General features: G+C 38.6%; 21 protein-coding genes and 1 pseudogene. 6 read left to right on the forward strand and 16 right to left on the reverse strand.

Annotated features, from left to right (window positions below):
- Window positions 1-1,131 (reverse strand): hypothetical protein (locus EP1X_RS09065; protein WP_216597222.1); only part of this gene is annotated, 1,131 nt, incomplete at its 3' end.
- A gap of 112 nt (window positions 1,132-1,243) precedes the next feature.
- Window positions 1,244-2,677, reverse strand: coding sequence for a Tm-1-like ATP-binding domain-containing protein (locus tag EP1X_RS09070; RefSeq protein ID WP_055283800.1), 1,434 nt, complete (start codon window positions 2,675-2,677; stop codon window positions 1,244-1,246).
- A gap of 110 nt (window positions 2,678-2,787) precedes the next feature.
- Here EP1X_RS09070 and EP1X_RS09075 point away from each other — a divergent pair, with 110 nt between their 5' ends.
- Window positions 2,788-3,675, forward strand: a complete 888-nt coding sequence (locus tag EP1X_RS09075) for a malate dehydrogenase (RefSeq protein WP_055283801.1) — start codon at window positions 2,788-2,790, stop codon at window positions 3,673-3,675.
- Between the two features lie 16 nt (window positions 3,676-3,691).
- Here EP1X_RS09075 and EP1X_RS09080 read toward each other — a convergent pair whose 3' ends face one another.
- The 12 genes from EP1X_RS09080 to EP1X_RS09135 all read right to left on the reverse strand — a co-directional run bounded on the left by EP1X_RS09080 (window position 3,692) and on the right by EP1X_RS09135 (window position 16,175).
- Window positions 3,692-4,090 carry a cupin domain-containing protein gene (locus EP1X_RS09080; protein ID WP_055283803.1) on the reverse strand — a complete coding sequence of 133 codons (399 nt, stop codon included), beginning with the start codon at window positions 4,088-4,090 and terminating at the stop codon, window positions 3,692-3,694.
- 14 nt (window positions 4,091-4,104) lie between these two features.
- A complete protein-coding gene (locus tag EP1X_RS09085) occupies window positions 4,105-4,995 on the reverse strand; it encodes a hypothetical protein (RefSeq protein ID WP_055283805.1) in 891 nt (296 codons plus the stop codon).
- Window positions 4,996-6,237: a LeuA family protein gene (locus EP1X_RS09090; RefSeq protein ID WP_055283807.1), complete on the reverse strand. Its 1,242-nt coding sequence runs from the start codon at window positions 6,235-6,237 to the stop codon at window positions 4,996-4,998.
- A 23-nt stretch (window positions 6,238-6,260) separates the two neighbouring features.
- Window positions 6,261-7,031 (reverse strand): DUF169 domain-containing protein, encoded by a 771-nt coding sequence (locus EP1X_RS09095; protein WP_055283809.1) that lies wholly within the window; start codon window positions 7,029-7,031, stop codon window positions 6,261-6,263.
- Window positions 7,032-7,053: 22 nt separating this feature from the next.
- The gene (locus tag EP1X_RS09100) at window positions 7,054-8,859 is read right to left on the reverse strand and encodes an aldehyde ferredoxin oxidoreductase family protein (protein ID WP_055283811.1); all 1,806 of its coding nucleotides are present in this window, start codon (window positions 8,857-8,859) and stop codon (window positions 7,054-7,056) included.
- A gap of 39 nt (window positions 8,860-8,898) precedes the next feature.
- Window positions 8,899-9,381, reverse strand: a complete 483-nt coding sequence (locus EP1X_RS09105) for a 4Fe-4S dicluster domain-containing protein (RefSeq protein ID WP_055283813.1) — start codon at window positions 9,379-9,381, stop codon at window positions 8,899-8,901.
- On the reverse strand, window positions 9,378-11,324 hold the full coding sequence (locus EP1X_RS09110; protein ID WP_156300733.1) for an aldehyde ferredoxin oxidoreductase family protein: 1,947 nt from the start codon (window positions 11,322-11,324) through the stop codon (window positions 9,378-9,380). The genes EP1X_RS09105 and EP1X_RS09110 overlap by 4 nt, the downstream gene beginning before the upstream one ends.
- A 154-nt stretch (window positions 11,325-11,478) precedes the next feature.
- Window positions 11,479-12,288, reverse strand: coding sequence for a cyclase family protein (locus tag EP1X_RS09115; protein WP_055283817.1), 810 nt, complete (start codon window positions 12,286-12,288; stop codon window positions 11,479-11,481).
- Between the two features lie 231 nt (window positions 12,289-12,519).
- Window positions 12,520-12,810, reverse strand: coding sequence for a MoaD/ThiS family protein (locus EP1X_RS09120; RefSeq protein WP_055283819.1), 291 nt, complete (start codon window positions 12,808-12,810; stop codon window positions 12,520-12,522).
- A 15-nt stretch (window positions 12,811-12,825) separates the two neighbouring features.
- Window positions 12,826-13,875: a PEP/pyruvate-binding domain-containing protein gene (locus tag EP1X_RS09125; RefSeq protein ID WP_055283821.1), complete on the reverse strand. Its 1,050-nt coding sequence runs from the start codon at window positions 13,873-13,875 to the stop codon at window positions 12,826-12,828.
- A gap of 205 nt (window positions 13,876-14,080) precedes the next feature.
- Window positions 14,081-14,608 (reverse strand): DUF1097 family protein, encoded by a 528-nt coding sequence (locus tag EP1X_RS09130; protein WP_055283823.1) that lies wholly within the window; start codon window positions 14,606-14,608, stop codon window positions 14,081-14,083.
- Between the two features lie 265 nt (window positions 14,609-14,873).
- Window positions 14,874-16,175, reverse strand: coding sequence for an acetamidase/formamidase family protein (locus EP1X_RS09135; protein WP_055283825.1), 1,302 nt, complete (start codon window positions 16,173-16,175; stop codon window positions 14,874-14,876).
- Between the two features lie 153 nt (window positions 16,176-16,328).
- Here EP1X_RS09135 and EP1X_RS09140 point away from each other — a divergent pair, with 153 nt between their 5' ends.
- The 5 genes from EP1X_RS09140 to EP1X_RS09160 all read left to right on the forward strand — a co-directional run bounded on the left by EP1X_RS09140 (window position 16,329) and on the right by EP1X_RS09160 (window position 20,734).
- A complete protein-coding gene (locus EP1X_RS09140) occupies window positions 16,329-16,844 on the forward strand; it encodes a class I SAM-dependent methyltransferase (protein ID WP_055283827.1) in 516 nt (171 codons plus the stop codon).
- 86 nt (window positions 16,845-16,930) lie between these two features.
- Entirely contained in the window at window positions 16,931-18,112 is a 1,182-nt protein-coding gene (locus tag EP1X_RS09145; RefSeq protein WP_055283829.1) for a CGP-CTERM-anchored Cys-rich protein, read from the forward strand.
- A 310-nt stretch (window positions 18,113-18,422) separates the two neighbouring features.
- Window positions 18,423-18,890: a plasmid mobilization protein gene (locus tag EP1X_RS09150; RefSeq protein ID WP_055283831.1), complete on the forward strand. Its 468-nt coding sequence runs from the start codon at window positions 18,423-18,425 to the stop codon at window positions 18,888-18,890.
- Window positions 18,891-19,013: 123 nt separating this feature from the next.
- Entirely contained in the window at window positions 19,014-19,976 is a 963-nt protein-coding gene (locus EP1X_RS09155; RefSeq protein WP_082391556.1) for a DNA adenine methylase, read from the forward strand.
- Window positions 19,977-20,086: 110 nt separating this feature from the next.
- Window positions 20,087-20,734 (forward strand): hypothetical protein, encoded by a 648-nt coding sequence (locus tag EP1X_RS09160; protein WP_055283833.1) that lies wholly within the window; start codon window positions 20,087-20,089, stop codon window positions 20,732-20,734.
- Here EP1X_RS09160 and EP1X_RS10100 read toward each other — a convergent pair.
- A pseudogene (locus EP1X_RS10100) lies at window positions 20,726-20,841 on the reverse strand (IS6 family transposase); the annotation flags it as partial. The gene EP1X_RS09160 and the pseudogene EP1X_RS10100 sit on opposite strands and share 9 nt — an antisense overlap.
- A gap of 13 nt (window positions 20,842-20,854) precedes the next feature.
- Window positions 20,855-21,850, reverse strand: a complete 996-nt coding sequence (locus EP1X_RS09165; RefSeq protein ID WP_216597224.1) for a TRM11 family methyltransferase — start codon at window positions 21,848-21,850, stop codon at window positions 20,855-20,857.
- Window positions 21,851-21,872: the final 22 nt, after the last annotated feature.

Consider the following 21,872-nt stretch of genomic DNA (forward strand, 5'->3'; position numbering starts at 1 on the left):
TGGTGCCATTCTAATAGCCCTCTCCATTTTCTCTTTTACTAGTTCTTTCTTATCTTCGGGTATCATTTCCATTAATTTTTCTATTGCTTCTTTTTGGTCTGTTATAATCCATTCTTTATCTGCGTAGAAATCATAGTCCATTGCAAGGTATGTTCTTAGCTGGGCAATGACTGTGGGTGGGTATTCCTCCCAGGTAGGAAGATCGTACTCGTATACATACAATGACTTTCTTCCATATTCTTTTAGGAATTTGACGATTCTTTCGTATATTTCTTTGCCTTCCTCTAATTTTTGCAGTTCTTCCCAAACCTCTTCGTCAGTCTTTGGAGATTCAAATAGTGTTCTTACTGCGGAGTTGGTCTTAACAGCTTCTTTGATCTCATATAATATCTTTAGAGAGTCCCAATTGACGTCATCTGTAGAAACTAATATTCTCGCAAGTAAGTCTTGCACCTCGGGAGTATTGTATTTCTCATCACCAAGTATCTGGCGAACGGTTTCTCTGAAGTCTAGGAAGGATGCGAATTGGGCAAAGTTCAGTATCCAGTGAAGCTTCCAATGTCTATCATAGATGTCTATCATCTCTTCTAAAAGCCACATTAGCTCCCCTAATGAAGCTTCTTCGTAGGGGTAGTTGAATATAAACTCTAGATTCTTCTTGATTTCGGGGAGATACCTTTTATCCCACTGATCTAAGAAGATGTCGGCATATATTGGCAAGATTTTCATGAAATATTTTCCAGATATTCTTAGTTCATCCGGGTCTGTACGTGGAATTATCGTAGTATAAACATATCCATTGACCACTTTCGCTGGCCATGCCCTTCCAGTAGGAGACCAGAATCTTCTATACATGTATTCAGTGCTCTTTATAAGTTTTGTATCCCACCAAGTGAAAAGTTCCATTATTGGCAAAGCTGGATGTGGATTGTGTAAATCACTTCTCCACCAGTGTAGATCCTTTTCGTGTTCCTTCAAAACAGTTACCCATTCGACATTTAGATCTTTGTCCCAGTTTTCACCCCACTTTACTGGAAAGTAGTCATCTCCTAGAAACTTTTCTATAACTTTGGACCCAAGTGCATACTCTTCTTTTTTCTCTTCTTCCTTTTTTCTAGAAAACAGTCCCACAATATACACCTCCAAGAGAGATTCTCATTATGCAATATGATACTTTACACTTAAATAGTTTATGGTATATAAACGTTATACACATATCAAATTTAAAATTGAACTTTATGTATCATTTTTTGTTATTTTTCACCTTAAAATAACCTTTATAATATGATACTAATGCTTGAAACTTGGGATATGGGTCCTTTACATATAACTTATTGTTTTGGTATTTCCACCCTTTCCATCTATCTTTTATGGCTTCTATTAGAATCTGTGTAACAAAATGTACAAGCTCTGGATCATTGATGTGGGCATCCGAAGGTATGACAGTTACATTTGGGTTTGTTAAATCTATATTTTCCATTATTCCTTTCCACAGCATCATATCAGAATGGGGGTTCCACCATGGTATAGTGGTTTGTACTAATTTGCCATTTTTGATTTTTTGACAGTAAACTCCCGAGGAGTCGGAAAGAAGAGGATCTTGGTCATAAGCACTGAACCCACGGATTGGAATTATGATTATTACGGGGGCTTCAGCATCGTTAACTCGTTTTGCAATTAATTTCCCTGCTTGATACATTTCTCTTTCATTTGCTCGCATCAAGGTTACCATTCCTTTACTATGTTCGTAAAAAAGGCGTTTTCTGTATTTATGTGGAATGGTATCGGGAGGTCCGAAAACAATTTGATCCAGTCCCCCTGGAAGGATTATGTGGGGTATCTTTCTTTCAATGGCGGCTCTTAGTCTTAGTTTCCCATCATGACTTGCTATTAAAATTCCACCTGCAATCTCATCTATTATCTCGTGGGTTGTTAGATCATAAACTGCAACTACCCTTTCTTCACTTCTAACAAACTCTTCCATAATATATCCACCAGAAAGCCCCACGGCATGGAAAGAAATTACTTCAAACTCATTTTCTAGGATACTTTTACCCATCAATAAGTGTTGCGTAGTAGTTCCAAACTGTGTTGCTACAATAATTGGTTTTCTGAGGGTCTCTACTGGTTTTGCTTTTAGTTCTCCCATAATAGCAGCTGCAGCTTGATTAAGGACTGTTGCTTCTATAGTGTTTATTGTGTTTCCTCCAGAGATATCTGCGACAGACCACCAGATCTTAATGTCGCTTCCAGCGATCTTGGAGGAAACTTCTTGGGGTAACGTGGTTATTAAATATTTAGGAATAAATAATGGTAAACTTTTGAGTATCTTGATACCCATGCCTGTTCCTACCGAACCTCCAAATGCGATAACGCCATCTATTTTCTTTTCCTTTAGGAGATTATTCAGTATCTTTACAGCTCCTTTGATCATAATCTCTTGGGCTTCTATTCGATTTTTCCTAGAAACTTCCTCAATGGTGCTGCCTCCTTCTTGGGCCACAGTATAGTTAGGGATATCAGGGGATACTATGGAGGAAGTGTATTTTTTGAGAGAAATGTCAATTAAAATAGGCATCCCGGCATAAAGTTTTATTCTCTCTTTCAGATATCTAGCTTCTATACCTTTTGTATCAAATGTACCAATGATGCATACCCTTGTCCCACCTATTTTCATAACATTTGTCACCTCTGTGATAGAATTATATCAAAAATATGTTATTAAGAAATATTTAAATATCTTTCTTTCTATTTTAATTTTGTAAAAAATATCTTGAGGTGGTTAAGGTGAAAATCGGATTTGTGGGTACAGGTAGGGTGGGGTCAACAATAGCGTTCACTTGTATTCAACAATTAGATGTGGATGAAATTGCTCTCGTCGATATTGTTGAAAACTTGGCGATTGGGGAAGCTATGGATTTAAGCCATGCGGCGGCTGGTCTCGATAAATATCCAAAAATTGTAGGGGGGAGTGACTATAAACTTCTTAGAGGGAGTGATATAATCGTAGTAACCGCAGGATTGGGAAGAACACCTGACATGACAAGACTTGATTTAGCCACAAAGAATGCAGGTATCATTAAGAGTGTAGCAAAGAAAATAGTGCAGAATTCTCCTGAAAGTAAAATACTAGTGATAACGAACCCCGTTGACTTAATGACATATGTCATGTGGAAGGAGACTAGAAAACCACGAAATGAAGTCTTTGGGATGGGAAATACACTGGATTCAATGCGTCTTAAAAGGATCCTCTATGAATTTACTAGTAAAAAGATAAAAAAAGCTTGGATACTGGGAGAACATGGAAATAGCATGTTTATATCGAAAGGTTTGATAGATGTTGAGAGCTTGCCTGATTTGGATAAAATACTCTCTAACGTCAGATTTGCAGCAGCAGAGGTTATAAGAAAAAAAGGAGCTACATTTTACGGCCCAGCGATTGCAGCATATAGAATGATAAATGCTGTTCTAAATAATACAAAGGAAGAAATACCTGCCAGTGTGGTACTAGATGGGGAATTTGGACTTACGGATATTGCAATAGGTGTTCCTATTATTCTCGGGAAAAATGGTGTGGAAAAAATTGTAGAATATGAGCTTACTCAAGAGGACTTAGAAAACCTAAGAAATTCTGCAAATTTGCTAAAAGAAAAATTAAAAGAGCTTGGATATTAAATAAAAAAGGAATAAACTAAATCTTATCGCTAAGGAACTCCTTAGCCTTCTTTTCGGCTTCTTCAAAATATCCCGATGCCTTGAGCGCTGGTACGTAAACACAGATCAGTTTTAGGGTCTCGTCGCCAGTATTTTTCATCTCGTGTTTTACTCCTGCTGGGGCATATACGAGCATATCGGGGTGGACTTCTACTTCACCTTCCTCTGAAATTGCTACTCCATGTCCTGAGGCAATATACATGTATTCATCTACATCATGGGTGTGGGCTCCAGTAGTGCTGTGTGGGTATATTAGGGATACTAATAGAGTAAGATCTTTGTTGCCGACATTGGGGGAAAACAGCACTTTTAGCACTCTTTCATTTGGTTTCGGGACAGTCACTCCCGGAACTTCCCAAATTTTTATAGCAGCCATGCTTTCTACCTCCTTCAAATAATTTTTTCAATTTCATCCATAATAATTTGCGGGTTTTTGGCCCGAATTAAATATACATCCAGCTCATCTGCGACTTTCTTAACGAATCTCAGCCTTCTTTCCCGTAGTTCTTGATAGTCGATAAGTGGGAATGGCCCTTTACTAGAAAGCATATAATGAGCCATGAAATAGGTTTCTGTAAGGCATATGAAGGTCTGATACATTTTCTCGTAAGTGTCGAGTTTTTTGACGAATGTGTCAAAATTGCCATCGATATCTGGAATTATTATGAGGTCTAACTTTCCAAACTCTTCTACCCATCTCCATTCTGGCAGTTTATCAAAGAACTTCCATACTCCCGCGGTTGCGGGAGGTAAGTCTGATCTTTCTGTGCCCTTCACTCTCTTTGTTATAAAGACATCTCTGCTGCCCTCTACTACTTTTAGGTCCTCGTTAACTAATACACTCTCTGTGCCTATAATTGCGCCTCCTCTTCTGACAGCTTCAATTAAACTCATTGTCTTTCCGTGGTTTTCTTCACCAGCCATAAAGAGTATATTTTTCCCTTTGTAATTCACGGCTGTAGAGTGGAAATTGTATATGCCATTCTCTTGGAGTTTTCTAACTACCATTGCAAGCATTAATTTTTGTATATCTCCCGGTGGCAGTTGTCCGTATAACATCAAAACCTTCCCATCTGGGTTATAACTGATGTCTATTTTTTCTACATCTGCATACCAGACTATATCTGGTCGGGCTTCTTTTATATCTTGAACCTCCTTTAGGCCTCCAAGTCTGTATTGAATAAAGCTTAGATCCCCAATAAGGTCTTCTTGAGTTCTTGAAATTATGTCTACTCTCAACCTAACACCTGCGGTTTCAAACTCGCGAATCTTAACTTCCATTTACTTTCCCTCCTTTTCTAAAACTTCTCTTGCAATCTTTATCAATAAAGAGTCTGGTACAGTACTTTTTAGGGTGTTAGCAGTCTCTTTAACTTTATATGCTATTTTTCTCATAACTTCAGGATCTTCTACTGTAATCCCCATTCCTGCCATCCTTTCTGCAACGAATGAAGTTCCACTTCCTTTTGAAACTACATATTCCAATTTTCTTCCAACTGCTTCAGGCATGAATGGGAGCATTCCCGTAAGCTTACCTGCTTCTCTCGCTTTTCTGTGCATCCAAGTGATCCATCCAGCTGTGTATTTGAATTGGTTCTCTCCAACTATGGGTTTGTTTACCGCGACTTTTACTTTTGATATCTCTTCAACGATTTTCGACACTTCATATAGTTTTTCTAGCTTTATGTTTGTCTTTACACCAAGTAGAAATTCTAATGCAACTGCAATTTCCTCGAGCGATAACAAACCGACTCTCTCTCCGAGGCCATTAACTGTTACATGAAGTCCTTCAACTCCAGAAGCTACGGCGACTAAAGCACCAGCAGTTGCCAACCCAAAGTCATTGTGTATGTGTAGTTCTAAGGGAGTCTTGCCAGCGGCCTCTTTAAGCCGCTTCATCACGTATTCCATGGCCCAAGGAAGGGCATCTCCATACGTATCACACATGGTAATTCTGTCTACATGGGCCTCTACTAGTGCTTTTACGTTCTTTTCTACAAACTCTAGGGGGGCCTTGAAGTCGTCCCAAGGCATTGCTACTACATAAAGGCCATGTTCCTTTGCGTATAATGCAGCGTTAAGACCTCTTTCGATGATTTCTTCGGGCTTTAAATTCCAGAATACCCTCCCTTGCCAAGGATTTCCAACAAAATCTAGGACAATTCCTTCTAGGTCAAGTTTTAAAGCTAAATCTGTGTCCTCTTTTTTCCAGCTTACAAAAGAGAGGAGTTTTGCATTAAGGCCCATATCTACTAACTCTTTTGCAGCTTCTTCATCATCTTTTGAAAGGAATGGAATTAATTCTATCCTGTCTATGCCAAGCTCATCTAGGGCTTTTGCAATCATCACTATCTCATCTCTCTTAAAAGCAACTCCGGGCATTTGTTGGCCTTCTCTAATTGTGGCGTCGTGAAGCACCACTCTTTCAGGGGGAGTTATTTTGGAGCGTACTTCCTCAATCCAATTGTAAGGGGTCAACCAATATTTTTCGGTATCCCATTTTTCTTTATTTGGCAAATCCAATCTTACCACCTCCATAATACAATCTAAACATCATCCTTTCCAAGCAATTTTGTCCATGGATGACGTGGATGAGGGCCGACCGTGAGTAGAGGATATATCTGGGGAGGATACTTCGCATCAATTTCTTTTATCCTGGTTAGCGCACTTTCTAACTCCTCGACACTCATTCCAAACCAAATTTCATCATCCTGGACATGTGCCATAGCTCTCGCTCCTCCGCAGGGAATATTGATCCAGGGATGATCTCCTAAGACAAGAGCTGCTACAATCTCACATGCAGCATGGCCATTAAACGCAGAAACCGGTTTTTTGAACTCCGAGTCATAATAGCCTCCCAGAAGTAGATAGGCTTGGGTAGGATTAATTGTTAGTATAACGCCATCTGGATTAATCTTTAGATGATAGAAATCCCTTAATGGCCCAAAAATAGCTTCTTGGTATTCTCCCTGTGGAAGGTGTATAATATCGTTTATCATTTTTTCGTAACCTTCTTCAGTATATTTCTTGCCTAAAAGCCACTTTGCTTTTAATTTTTCAGGAAGTCTTTCAAATCCAAGGATATAAGGTCCAAAAACACACGCAGCTAAGCTTTTGCTGTCAACTCTATACGTCTTCTCGTGTATTGCTACTAACTTTAAGACCTGGCATAGGGTGAGTTTCCGTCTTAGTTTTTTTATGGCTTTGTATTTTGGGACCTCACGAGTTTTTACCATCTTAAATGCTATAGGGGCACCTTTAGGCTTGATACGCTGTTCAAGTTCCTCTGAAATCTCTTTTATGTTCGTATCTTTCACCTCCTAATAAAAAGAAAAAAGTTCAGTCGATCTCTTTTACAATCCCGTCTTCAGTTAATCCTCTTAACTCGTAGTATCTTGGTAGCCATTTTTCTATGGGTGGGACTTGTGTATCTGTCCTGTTTGCGTGAGGTGTTGCCATCCTGAGGGGCAACTTATCGTCTTTGGCAGTTATGCCAAGTTCGTTGTTTATCTTCCTCTGTACTTTCCATATTCTATTTGCGATTTCCATTAATTTCTCAGGAGTGTATTCTTTTCCTGTAACAAAGTAAAGAAGCTTTATTATGTCTGTTACAGTCAAACCAGCGGCAAAGGCATATTTGCAGATAATCAACGAGTCGTAGATTATCATTAAGTTTTGCATTTTTATCACAGTTTCAATCAATTCATCGCCATCGATGTATCTATTGTCAAAGGCTTTTATACCAAGTTCAGGCACGGAAATGCCTTTAAATGGCATATGGGGCCATCCTAAATGATCTGCACCACGGTTCATAGTGATGTGACTTAGTCCATGGGACCAGTAGGCTCTACCATCATGAGCAGGCATTTCTAGGCCCTTTATTTCTACCGCAAGTTCGGGAGCTCCTAGTTTTTCTGCAGCTTTTTTGACACCTTCTGCTAAGATATCTCCTATTCCTTCCCTGTAGGCAATCTTTTCAATCAGTTTGTGCACTGTTTCTGCGTTTCCCCATTCTAGTGTGAGGCCTTCGAGATTCTTGTCTACTATTCCTCTTTCTGCTGCATCAAAAAGGAATCCAATGACGTTTCCGGTTGAAATCGTGTCTAGTCCTAATCTATCGCACATGTTATTTGCTTTGATAATTGCCTCTAAGTCGTCTACTAGTAAGTTCGAGCCTAAAAGGCCTACCGTTTCGTACTCTGGTCCTAACCCGACAAACTCTTTGAAATATTTTCCATTCTTTACTTCTACGAGCCTTTTACATGCAATTGGGCAGAATGTGCATGCGAATGGACTTTTGAGGTAGTTTTCTGTTAGACTCTCTCCACTAATCTTGGCAACTTTTTCATCATCCCACTTGCCCCAAAGGAAGTTTCTAATAGGGAGATTCCCAAGCACATGATATCCTTTTACTCCTCCAGCGCTTCCATATCTTCTTAGTCCAGTTCCACCTTTTGTTAGCTTCTTTATCAATTCTTTTAGGAATTCTTTTAGTTCCTCTGGATGGGCAACGGGAACTGTTTGTGTACCCTTTGCTACTATGGCTTTGAGGTTCTTTGACCCCATCACTGCTCCGAGACCGCACCTTCCTCCAAATCCCTCTTCGTTTGCTATAATGGAAATTTTGACCTTCTTTTCTCCAGCAGGCCCTATAGCTAAGGCCTTTATTGTTGAGTCGTTTAAATCCGTTCTGAGAGACTCTATTGTTTCGTGTATATCTCTACCCCAATATTTGCTCGCATCTCTAATCTCTGCGTTTCCATCATGGAGGAATAAGTAAACAGGTTTTTCGGCTTTTCCTTTTACGATTATTGCGTCAAATCCTGCTTTTTTCATTTCAATCGCAAACCGTGTTCCAATATGGGTCTCGCCCCATATCCCAGTTTCTGGAGAAATAGTGCCGACAGTTACTCTTCCCCCATTGGGGATTCCATCGATGGTTAAAGGGCCAGTAGCAAAAACCATTATGTTGGACTCATCCTCGGGGTCTTTAATTTTTTTAAGATTCTCGTGTATGATATGGGCGGCGTATCCAGTTCCACCCATATACTTTTCATAAACTTTTGGATCGGCATCTAGGACCTCGAGTTTGTTTTCACTTAAATCAACATTTAGTATTTTTCCAGTATATCCAAACCATTCCATCTTTTTCACCTCTTCTAAACAGAAAAATGAAAGCTAAAATCAAGGATCCTCAAGGATTTGTTTTGTCAATGTGATTATTGCTTTGTTTTGTTCATGGGCTACTTTGCTGGCCAGTGGGTGAACGAATTGAATGGCTTCCGTCGGGCAGTATTTTGCACATTGGGGATCCCCATTACACAAGTCACATATTGTTATCTGGTTAAGTACCGGGTCTAGGATAATACCATTGTATGGACAAGCTTTGATACACAGTCTACAACGAGTACATTTGTCATGATCTACAACGATAGCTCCGGTTTCAGGGTATACGGATAATGCATCAAATGGGCAGGCTTGAATACAGAATTTCTCTTCACATTGGACACACACATTTACAACGTCCAAGTTTTCTTGTTCCTTTCTCAGAACTCTGATCCTACTCCTGTCAGGATTTATCACACTTAAATGGTAAGCTGAACATACTGTAGAACAAACATTACATCCTGAGCATTTTTCAGGGTAGAAAACCAACATTCCCTTCATTCTTCTCCCTCCTTGATAAGGCCCCTTTTTCTAAGATCTTCTTCGATTTCATGGAGTTCCAGTTCTCTGAGAATCTGTGGTTTAGGCACTGTAGTCTTCGGATCAAGCCCTCTAAGTGCATAATATGCATCAAGCAGTTTCTCAAACTTCTCACGTGGGAAGATTTTAGTGTCTCCCTTTTCATTTACTGGAAGAGGCTCTTCGAAGACTCTTCTTGGCAGATAATCATGTTCTCTGCGGAGCCCGTATCTTACATTTTCTGCTCTTTCGGTCAGTATTGTTCTATGAGCAGCTTTTGCGAAGTCTTCAGGAGTTAAATTAAGGCCAGTAGCGGCGTTATATATCTTAAACATTCCTTTTTCTTTTACTTCCGCAATTTCAGGCGTAGAAGTGTATGAAGAATAGGCCCAATTACAGACTTCGAAGAGGTTTACTAATGTTACATAAGTTTCAAAGTGAACAAATACTCTCATTGCTTCGTCTTCTGGGAGTTCATCCCATTTCAAAGATCTTCCACTGCTTAACACAGAAACTCTTAAGTGATCAGCACCTCTGGTGGCGATGGCATATCTCATGTTGTAGACATTACCAGCCCGTGGGTCATTGGAAGGCATTGTTAGGCCTTTTACCTCTAATGCATACCATTCACTCTCAGGCCCGAATTCTTTGATTAATTCTTTTGTACTTTTTGCAAAGAGCTCACCAATCTTTCCTTTTCTGTAAGCCACACTTTTTATGATTTCCTCTATTGCTTCAAAGTTCCCCCAAGTAAGTTCTAGTCCCCCGACCTGTTCTTTTGTTATTATTCCATTTTCATATAGATCTATTGCAAAAGCGATGTTTGATGGTAATGTTGTTGCATCAATCCCATATGCATCACAAAGTTTGTTCAAGTATATACCTGCCTCTGTATCCCATCCACCGGCCCTATAGGTGAGAGATTGTATCGAATAGTATTCTGGACCTCTCCCCTTTATCAGCCCATACCTTTCACTCTTCATGTATATTGATCTGGTACATGCTATTGGACAAAGGAAACAGGATCTCCCTTTGACGTGATATTTTAGTATCGTCTCTGCACTTACCTTCTCGAGTTCTTCCTCGGTTGCATATCCACGGTGGCCATTTTCAATAATTAGGGTTCCATGTGCTGAGTGGACTCTATGAAGGAAATTGGAACCTAACAATCTTCCTACTTGAGATGTCATTGGATCATCTAGAAATACCTGTAACAGTTCTTCAAATGCTTCTTTCCAAGCTTCATAATCTGCTAATTTAATGTCTTTTGTACCACGCACAGAGATAGCTTTTAGATTCTTGGAGCCCATTACAGCACCCATTCCAGCTCTTGCAGCTGCACGGCTCTCAGTCTCTATTATGGCTGCAGTTGCAACTAAATTTTCTCCTGCAGGCCCTATTGCTACGGCCTTTATGTTCCGATCTTCCTCTTTCTCTCTAAGGTGGTCAAATGTTTCATGAGTGGTTAAACCCCACAAATCTTTGGCACTTTTAATCTCAACATCGTCATCTTGGATGGAGAGATAAACGGGCTCTTGAGCTTTGCCAGTAATTACTATGAAGTCATAACCGGCATGCTTTAGCTCCATAGCAAAATCTCCACCAGAATTAGAATCTCCATGAATCCCGGTGGCTGGAGATCTAGCTCCAACGGTGAATCTACCTGAAGCAGGGGCTATTCCCGACAGAGGACCAGTAGCAAATACCAAAGGATTTTTAGGATCTAAAGGGTCTCTCTCAGGATCCACAAGGTCAAAAAGAAGTTTTGCAACAAATCCACGCCCACCAATGTACTTTACAGCAAGTTCAGGATCGAGATCTTTTGTTAGAATTTTGTTCTTAGATAAGTCGACCCAAAGGGTCTTTCCTGCATACCCACCTTCAATATGTATACTCATATAACCTTCCTCCATTAAAAATTTCAATATATGGTATACAAATTGAAATTCTTAAGCTTTTTGGTATAGACATTATGAAAGAAATTATAACATTATGTAAAAAGAAATTGGAATTTTCATACTATATAATCCCCCCATGGTATAACACAAATGAAGTTAAAAGAAAAAAACTAACACTCTTTTACTCTTTTTCAACAATTGCAACGGCTCTGACCCATCCAGCACTTGCTTTCTCAATCTTTATTGGGAAAAGAACTACTACAAAACCTGTTGGTTTTGGTATTTTGTCCAAGTTTGCCAGTCTTTCTAGATGTATATATTCTCTTTCCCTTCCAACATTGTGAGCTGGCCAGAGAACACTTTTATCCCCAGTTCTCTTGTATTCTTCTCCCATTACTTTAAATGCCCTGTCAAATCCAAATGCATCAATTCCCATAACTTTTACGCCTTGGTCAATTATGTAAAGTGTTGCTTCTCGGCTCATTCCTGGGTGGGCCTCAAAATATTCCCTTGTTCCCCATTTCTTGTCCCATCCAGTGTGAATTAAGACGATGTCCCATGGTTGAAGTTTGTAATTAATCTTTTTCAAAGCTTCTTTCACGTCTTCTTCAGTTATAAGTTCTCCAGGGCCTTTATGTGTCATGTCTAGGACTACTCCGTTTCCAATACACCATTCAAGAGGTACTTCATCGATAGTTTTTGCTTTCATTTTACCATTTTCAGTTGTGGGGAAGAAATGCCAAGGAGCATCCATGTGAGTACCGATGTGAGTAGCCAAAGTTAATTCTTCCCAGGCTTGTGAGTGATACTCATAAAATGGTGGTCCGGGAGGGAAGTCTATAGGATTTATTCCTGTGGGAACTGAATTTAGCCTAGCACCTTGTTCATGGTCCCATTGAGTCATCTTTACATACCCTACAATGTCAGGCATAAAGGGCTGTATTGGCAGTGTCAAATCAATTAACTGATATTTTTCTCTGTCCCAAAACAAGGTTTGCCACCTCCAAATGTCTGATCACTTGGTATATTTCATGAAACTATTTAACTTTTTTGGTTTGACTTCCATGCTATTAGTAGGCCCATATCAAAAATAAATTTTAATAATATAAAACATTTTGATACATAGTAAAGCAACCTAGAAGAAAGACACAACCCCACCCCATGATAATAAGTTATAAAAAAGAGGAAAATTGAATCTAACGTTTCTATGATAATAATGTATTTAGAGAGCTCCGCCATGTACTACTGGCAGGAAGAAGACTTCCTCTCCATCCTCTAATTGGACTCTGGGTAAGTCTTTAGGTATCAATACTCGCCCTCTTACAATGATAGTTGAAAATTCAAAGATCTTATTAGGATTATCCTCAAAAAACTCTGCCAATTGGGGGTATCTTTGGAAGAGAATGTCAACTAACTCTTGAACGGTAAGAGAGGATTTGTCTATTTCGATTGTTTCCTTATGTTTTTTTATTTTTTCGTAAAATGGTCCCCCATAGGTCAAAGTTAGTTTCACAATTTACACCTCAATTTACATTTCGGTACTTTCTGCTTTTTGGATTTTTCCCTTTTTAACATTCCAAACTGTCTCGGCTCTAGCCTGGACAATTTTAACCTTTTCCGGGAAATTTTCGTACCTGTCTATTGCCCATTCAATATCCATAAAGACTCCATAATGATCTTCAATCTTTTTGGCATATTCTACAAGTAGTGCTATCTCTTTCTCATTAATTGAAGGCATTTTTCTGAACTGTGGAAATACAGGAAGCTCTTTCACGGTTTGAGTGTAAGGGTCCCAGTCGATTCTTATAGTCTTTTCTGCAATCTGCTTCTTTATAATCCGCTTAGTGTTTTTATCCACTACAAAATGGTCTGGGATTACTCTTCCACTCACAACGGCTTCTCCTAATCCCCAGCTTCCTTCAATTACTATCTCATTTTCATCTCCAGTAATGGGATTTACTGTGAACATGACTCCAGCGGCTTTAGAACGCACCATAGCCTGAATAACCACTGCCATATACACATTCTCGTGAGGGATGTTCATCTGATTTCTGTACACAATAGCTCTTGGAGTGTAAAGACTTGCCCAACACTTTTTCACGTGTTTAATCACACTCTCTGGGGTTGAGACATACAAATATGTATCTTGCATGCCAGCAAAACTGGCACTTGGCAAGTCTTCAGCAGTTGCTGAGCTTCGTACAGCCACTTTAGTGTTTTTTTCTTTTTTTATTTTACAAAGTTTTTCATAAGCCTCAACTAACTCCTTTTCAAAGTTTTTATCTAATTTTGCTGAGATTATCATGTTTTGTATTTTTTCAGCAGTTTCCTTTATTTCAGAAGGCTTAGTTATGCTTTTAGTTTCTCTTAACAAACGTTGGATTTCATCCCAGATTCCAGTTTGTGTCATAAAGTTCTTGAAAGCCGTTGAAGTTACTACAAACCCTTCTGGAACTCTTATTCCTATGGAAACTAGTTCCCCAAGATTTGCACCTTTTCCGCCAACTATGCTTAAGTCATCTTTACTTATATCTTCAAACCACAGGATATTTTTCTTACATTTTTCAGGAATTGACATATTCCCAACTCCTTGTGTCTAAATATATTATTTACATGTAATATATCAAACTTTTTAAACCTTTTTGTATACAAAATGTTATAATAAAAATCGTATTTTGTAAAAATATGAGAAGGGTGCTTACACTGTTAACGGTACACCATTAAAAATGTTGGCAATTTATGTTATACCTATTTATATAATAAAAATAAAAGGAACTAAAGCCTCACTCTTCTACAGTCTGTGGGAATGTTATTGTGACGTTAAACCATCCCAAGAACGCACCGAAGTATCCTGCTACTAGTGTCCAAAAGGCCGCAACAAAAGTGGCAGCGTACGAGCCTACTTCTACTGGAGGCAATGCTCCGGTGAAATATACAGCAAGCGTCATGGAAACTCCGTTGAATATGGGTAAAACAGCCTTTCCAATACTTGGGTTCTTAAAGCTATACACGATGATACCAATCCAAATGAAGTTCGTTATGATAAATGCAATATCAAATGTCATCGCTGATGTTAATGCAACAGAGGACGCCAACCAGAACCCTGTCATAAGGCAACCATAGAGGAAACCATATCCTATCGTTTTAAGTGCATCCATATTCGCTCCTAACACGAAATACTCAGCCCAAACAATAAAGCTGATCCACACGGGGAGTCCCCAAGTCCCCAATCTCGTTGCAAATGGAGTTGCTACCGCTACAGTTATAGGGGTGGCTATCCAAAGGGGTATCCTTTGTTTTACAACAGCCATGTGAACTCACCTTTAACTACTATGTGTCCTACCTTTATATATTTTGTGTATATCTTGTAATTTTTCTTTCTTTTTGTTTATTATTATCTGTATTTATTTCAACAAAAAATTTATGTTTTTAAAACAAAAAGTACGGCCTATTTTTTATCTTCTCCCTTAGTCTGAGGAATAAATGTAACATTGCTTTACAATTTTTAGGATAATATTTTTAGACGTTTTAATATTGAACCATTTTAGAACAAAATTTAAAAGAAAATAGTTTAAACTAGAAGGGTAATTTGTAATGTTTGACAACTAGTTCATCTATACCCATCTTTTCAAGGGCACTTAGGGGTACTTGCATGGAAACTTGCACTATTCCTGGAAGTCTACCAATCTCTACAGCTCCACTTATGGTGACTCTATTCCTAACTTCCTCAATGCTCATTCCAAAGAGCTTTGCAGCCCTTTCAAAGCCTCTCATTGCGGCTTCATTTATTGTGGGTCCAGAGCCTATTATTTGTATTGGTGCAACCGGTTCGGGTTCAATTCCAAACTTCTTAGCTAAAGTTTGCACTCTTTCCCATTCATCTTTTCTCCAAGGCTTAACCAGTGGTGGTAGGTCCTCTTCTGGGGGCAATAGGATTGGTCCTTCTAGATTGAGGTTCTTGATAACTGAAACCTCTACAACGCTCTCGGCACTTATATCTGTCGTGTGGCCTGCTACTTCTCCATCTCCTTGCATTGCATGAGCATCTCCAGCGTACACTCCTCCTCCATCGACCTTCACTGGGGCTATTATTATTGCTCCTTCCCTAACTGCATCAATGTCCAAGTGACCGTCTGTGAGCTTGGTTTCGTAGTCCTCTTTAGTTATTGCATAGGGGTGGGGCGCGTTTATCAAGAACGAACCAAAATCTCCTGCATTGTGTGAGTCGGGTATATCAACAGCGGGGACTGTTCCAAACTGTCCCAAAAATGGCCTTATTCTTGAGGGAACACCAACTATATCGGCTTTAGCAAAGATCAAAATTGGAACCTGCTTTGAGTTTTTGGGTAAGGAATGCCATTCCCAAGCCTCTTGAGCTATCATTTCAGCGGTCTCTTTGTTTACTGTAACTCCGACGCCAAGGCTTGGATCAAGAACCATGGTATACCCGTTGACCATCTTAAACGGTGATGCTGGAGAACCGCAGTGTTTACACCTTATGGCGTCTTCTCCAATCCCAATTACTTCAAACTCGGGCCAGGGATCGTTACATGAGGGACATTTCTTAGCCACGTATGGATCGCCAACAAAAGCTCCCTCTCTGACAGTATCAACACCTGAAGAGGCCGCCTTTGAGAGCACTTTTATGCTCTTTATCTGCATTACTAATGCATCACCAACTTTTGCTCCTTCAACGGCAACAGGAACGTTGACTTCGTGTCCTCCTCTAATGGTTGGCGTTATCATTGGGCCCCAGCATCCGGGTGCTGTAACGAAGATTATTCTTCCCCCATCTGCCACAGGCCCAAGCATTTTGGAGTGCGGTCCAATAATGCCGTTTGTTTGTAAGTCATTAAAAATCTCTTCTTCGGAAACCATTGCAAATCACCAAGCATTATTTTAACTATATAATATAAAAGTCTTTATGTATTTGACAAACTAGTAGATAAAAAATGTCCAAATTCTCTCCAGTTTGGCTGATCCTTAATAAGATTTTAAATCTCGAAAGTCGATAAAGTACAGTGATAAAAAATGTTTGGATTTGGTTATCACTCTTTTTTAAATGACCACATAAAAAAGAACAAATGTAAAAGATTACTGGAGATCGGCGTATACGATGGAGAGAATGCAAAAAACATGATTGAAGCAGCTAAGGAAAGTTTTCCTCCCAAAGAGATAGAGTATTATGGATTTGACTATTTTGAAGATGAACGACTGTACTGGAAGGTCTATAAAAAGTTGGAAGAAACAGGGTGTAGGTTTAAGCTATTTCAGGGAGATTCTAAGGTTACACTTCCCCAACATGTAGAGGAACTTCCGATAATGGATTTAATATTTATTGATGGCGGAAAATCCTATGAAACTGCAAAAAGCGACTGGGAGAACTGTAGAAAATTAATGGGAAAACATACGGTGGTGTTTGTTCATAACTACGAATTTCCAGGGGTTAAACGGATGGTAGATGAAATTCCCAGAGAGGAGTATATTGTGGAAATAATTCATCCCTCAGACGACTACGCAACTGCGAGGATTAGGAAAAAGTTGTAATGTCTGAGGCAAATGGCTTCAAATCCATTCGAAGTTCTCGATACTTGTATATACTTTGAACTCTTATACCCTTATGGTGTGTGAAAATGCGGTTGGTAATACTTATTGTGGGCTTACTCTTCTTTCTCCCTCTGGCGAGTGCATGCTATAACCCAATGGATTCTCTAGCAGTTGAGGTTTATCTCAACAAGCCAGAGCTTTCTTATGACTTAACTTCCCTCAAGCATGCGAAGAATGTTTTGATGGAAGATGAGAGGATGGTTTACCGCTCCCACTATGATAATAGGGTTGCAGTTATATTGAAAGAACAAGATGGGGTTTTACGGGTCAGAATCCAGATCCCAGCGAAGAGTTTTAACCTCACATATGCACATGCTTCTTTTGTGACTCCCTTGCTGATTTCTCAGGAAGAAGTTGAGAAGGCTAAAAAGCTCGGCTGGGATGTGAATAATCTCACCTTCAGAAAGGGGCATTTGCTTGTGCAGATAAGCACCGGAAGAGGCAACGAATGTCGCAGTGATTTCGATTGTGCCACAGGAGGATGTTCTGGAGAAGTGTGCACAACAAGAGACAAAGCCGGAGAAATAGTTACCCCTTGTATATATGCAGAGTGGTACGATTGTTTAAGGTTAACTCAATGCGGTTGTGTGAATGGTTTCTGCACGTGGGAACCCAATGAAGAATTCGAAAAGTGCTTAAAAGAGCACAACATGGACCCATCGAAGGTCATCAAAGTTCCAAGCGCCGAGATTTGGATAGCGGATTACAATAAAGAGAGGCCGAGCGAGGAAGATTTGGCGGAAATAAAGAAGTTACTTGATGTGTTTGGAGTGTCATGTGCGCTTAGGGATTTAACTTTTAAGACTGAAGTTACTAATTCCCCTGTAGGAGTTATCGATCCTTATTCCTTTGACTTCAAACAGGCCCTTAGAGTTGAACTTGAATGGCTCAGAGATGTAGGAATTATTAAAATTGAGAGCGAAGACATTAGTGCCATTCTTGAGTCTGCTGAGATGGGTAAAGCAGGTTATAACTCTCACATAGGCTGGTATGAAAAGGAAGGGAAATACTCATGGATTGCTTACGATGAGAGCGATAATCCGCTTTTGCTGAGATGTGTTGGCCAACCCTTTGAGCTTAAGCTTCCTGAGGGCGAGGTAGAACTTTCCCAGACTATTTCTACCCCGCAGGTATCTCAAGGTGTTTGTGGGCCGGGGATTTTGGTTGTACTCATGTTGGTGAGCTTAATGCGTAGGAAGAGACTTTGAGTTTTACTCTCTTATTTTTCAAAGCAGTTTCTCGATTAGTTTGTATTTCCCCTATAGTCTTCCTATGTATTTCTCTGGAATCTAGTATGAGATCTTCTTATGTTCAACTTTCAAAATTAGGATAAAACTCTGAGTTTAACAACAAATTTTGAAGTATTTATGGGTTATATTGGGGATTTTGGGGATAGTTATTATCTCTGTATATTCTAATCTTCAGAAGGTCAATTAAATATGAATTTGAAGTGCAACATAATCTATTTAAATAGTGTAACATTAGAATATTAGAGGATTACAAAGTGGGTGAAGAAAAATGTTTGAGAGCATTCTAAAAAAGCTGAATGAGATGAATGCTCCTGTAATCGGAAACTCTAGAGTTCCAGCAGCTGGCATAAAAGCATTTGAAGCAGTTATCAAGTACAAAGGGCTTAAAGAAGGGACTGAAGCAGTTAAGATAGCACTTCTTGAATTTTCAAAGTACAATAATGAAAATGAAGAAATACTCTATGAGTTTAGGGAGATACTTGAGAGAGAATTTTTGGGATTTGCTAAAGCAAGAATTATCAAAACTAAAGCCAAAGCCTTAAAGAAACTCTGGGAAGTAGAGGCTAGAGCTCTCTTTGCTTCAGTAAGGAGAACTAAATGGATATCATTTAGAGTGACTGAAGAGGAGTATAACCGAATTCTTGAATTGGCTACTAAAGAGGGACTTGATATTTCAAATTATGTTAGAAAGAGACTTGGGCTTAGTTATGGGATTAATTCTTATTCTAAAAATTGATCTTATGTTGCACCTATTTTAATATTATGTTGCACCAAAATATTTAAATAATATTGTTTCACATAAACTCCATAGTAAGTTTATTAATAATTACAAAGAATGTGATATGGAGAGGAGATAAAAATGGCTGAACCTGTGTTAAAATGGGCTGGAGGAAAAAGACAAATATTGCCTCAAATAATAGCACTAATGCCAAAAGACCTCAAAGAGAGAACATTTCATGAACCATTTTTTGGAGGAGGAGCCGTTACTTTTTGGCTAGAGCCAAAAAGAGGGACAATCAATGACATTAATCCCAAACTAATAAACTTCTATCTTGTGGTTAGAGATTATGTTGAAGAACTAATACAAGACGCAAAACACCATAAAAATGAGAAAGAGTATTATTATAGGGCTAGAGAAGAGTTTAATAAAATAATCAAAGAAGGTTTCAAACCTCCACACATAAGGCTTGCTAGTTTACTTCTGTATTTAAATAAGACAGCGTATAATGGCCTTTATAGAGAAAATAGAAAAGGAGAATTTAACGTTCCATTTGGTAGATATAAAAACCCGACTATAGTAGACGAAGAAAGACTTAGAAAAGCTAGTGAAGTCCTGAAGAGGCTTAAAATTTACAATGAAGATTTTACATATATTCTAACTGTTGCTCAGTCAGGGGATTTAGTGTATTTCGATCCACCGTATCATCCGATCTCCAAAACAGCTAACTTCACTAGCTACTCAAAAAATGACTTTACTCAAAAAGATCAAAAGAGGTTAAGAGATGTGTGTATTGAACTACATGAAATGGGAGTGTACTTTATCCTGAGTAACTCTCATGCCCAGTCAGTTAGAGAGCTATATGAAGGAATCGAAGAATTTGAAGTTATTACTGTTTATGCTAACAGGGCCATAAACTCAAAAGCAGACAAAAGAGGAAAAATAGCAGAGATATTGGTTACCAATGTGCCAAAAGAGCTTAGAGTCGGTATCTCAAAAGCAATTGAGTTAACAAAAAATGGAAACGGAACAAAATTGATGCCAATGGCTAAAAGAGAAATTAAAAAACAAATAACTATAACAGAGTTTCTTGTAAAAGTATAGTTCTGTTTATCTGCTATTATTAGAATTTTATTGAGAGTAATATCAAAACACTTAAACAACAGCATATTTTTATATAGCTTGAACTCCTATTCTTCTTTTGGTGGCATTAAATGAAAATTGAAGATGTATTTGACATCGTCCAAAGTTTGGAGGCAGCTGAAGTAAAAATTACAGCAAAAGGAATAAGAAAAGTTATTAGAGAAGGTGGAAGACGATTGATGTATACGGGATCAAATGGAACTGAAGTATATATCATCAGAACAGACAAAATTTGCCCTGGTGATTTCAAAGTTGTTCTAAAGCCAAAAGATAAAAAAGAATTCGCTCCAACGCACATAAGGTTATTTTTTGATTTATATCTCAAAAAAATCAGTGACTGGGAAAATGCTAAAAAACTCTTCTTTGCATTTGAAAAAGTGAATAGAGGGGTAGATATTGAAGAGGCTCTAAAAGAGATCAAGAATCTTAAATTTCCCATGGAACTTGACCCTTCTGATGTAACACTGTTTTATGGTTTTTTACTCTTGGCAGAGCAAGAATGGAATTATGGAAAACAAGGATGTAGGGAAAGCAGAATGAATCCTGCAAGGGAATTCCTTATGCGATTCATAAGATGGCTTGCATTAAGTGACTACGGCGATATAGACAAAGTAGTGACTATGGCAGTAAGAAATAAACCTCCCAAAAGTGGATTTGAAAAACCCTTAGAGGAACTTCTTAGAGAAAAATCAGAAGACAAAAACCTATTAGATTTTTAAAATGACTTGTCTGTAATTGAGACCTCGCAAGTATAACTCCACTCCTCTGATTTTCTTTTCTGGTGAATTTTGTTGTGGTGAAACGGTTTACTACCCAGTATAATAATGGTACAATGTTATTTAGTAATCATACCACCATTTCATACTTTCTTTAAATTTTCTAACATTTTCTCCTTTTCCTGGTTTTCTAAATATAAACAAGTGCTCATGAGCGATTAAATGGAAATCCCGATGCCATTTTTTCCATGGAATTGTGCCGATCATGTTATGCTGCAACTTTATAATGTCCTCTTTCAATATAAAACCAACCTCCAAAAATGCTTGCATAACTCTAAAAGCAATAGGCACATAATGTCTATGTCTTCTTGTATCTCCCATGAGTATAGCAGCATGTCTACCTGGCTTTAAGACTCTATAAAACTCACTTGCGACTTTTTGCATTTCTTTAACGAATTCATCTACTGAGGTAACTTTAGAAAGGTCTCCTTTTACCTCTAACTTGGCTTTTTTGCTATAACTAATAATGTTAGCATAAGGTGGATGGGTGGCTATCAAATCTATGCTTTCATTTTCAATTTTGTCAAGATTTCTAGCATCTCCATGGTAAAGTGTTATTGTTGGTTCGCTCCACTCCTCTGTTTCATTTTCTTCTTTTTTCTGAAGAAATGCACCTAAATTTGTTTTTTTCTCTAATTGGGGATTATAAGTGAAATTGAGTCTATCCCACGCAACCATTAAGGCCTCATAATTGATGTCAATCCCAATCCCATGTCTCCCTAAAAGCTTACATTCTATCAACGTTGTGCCGCTTCCTACAAATGCGTCTAATACTACATCTTTAGGTTTTGTGTACTTTAGAATTAAATTTCTTGGTACCTGGGGAGCCCAATTCCCTCTGTATTTGGCATTAGCATAGTGAGTGGCCCATTTTCCTCGTTCAGGAAAACTCCACACAGTAGAACTTTCTAATTCGAATTTAACAGGCTGGAAGGTAGTTATATGAAGAGGTTTACCAATTGTAATCTTTCTGTCCTCAATAATTACGTACTCATGTGTTTTTATATATTCCAGATATTCATTAAATGGAACTTCACGCATAGGTGTGTATTTATTCATTAGTTCTCACCAAATTTATTGC

It is taken from the genome of Thermococcus sp. EP1, assembly GCF_001317345.1.
GTDB lineage: Archaea > Methanobacteriota_B > Thermococci > Thermococcales > Thermococcaceae > Thermococcus_A.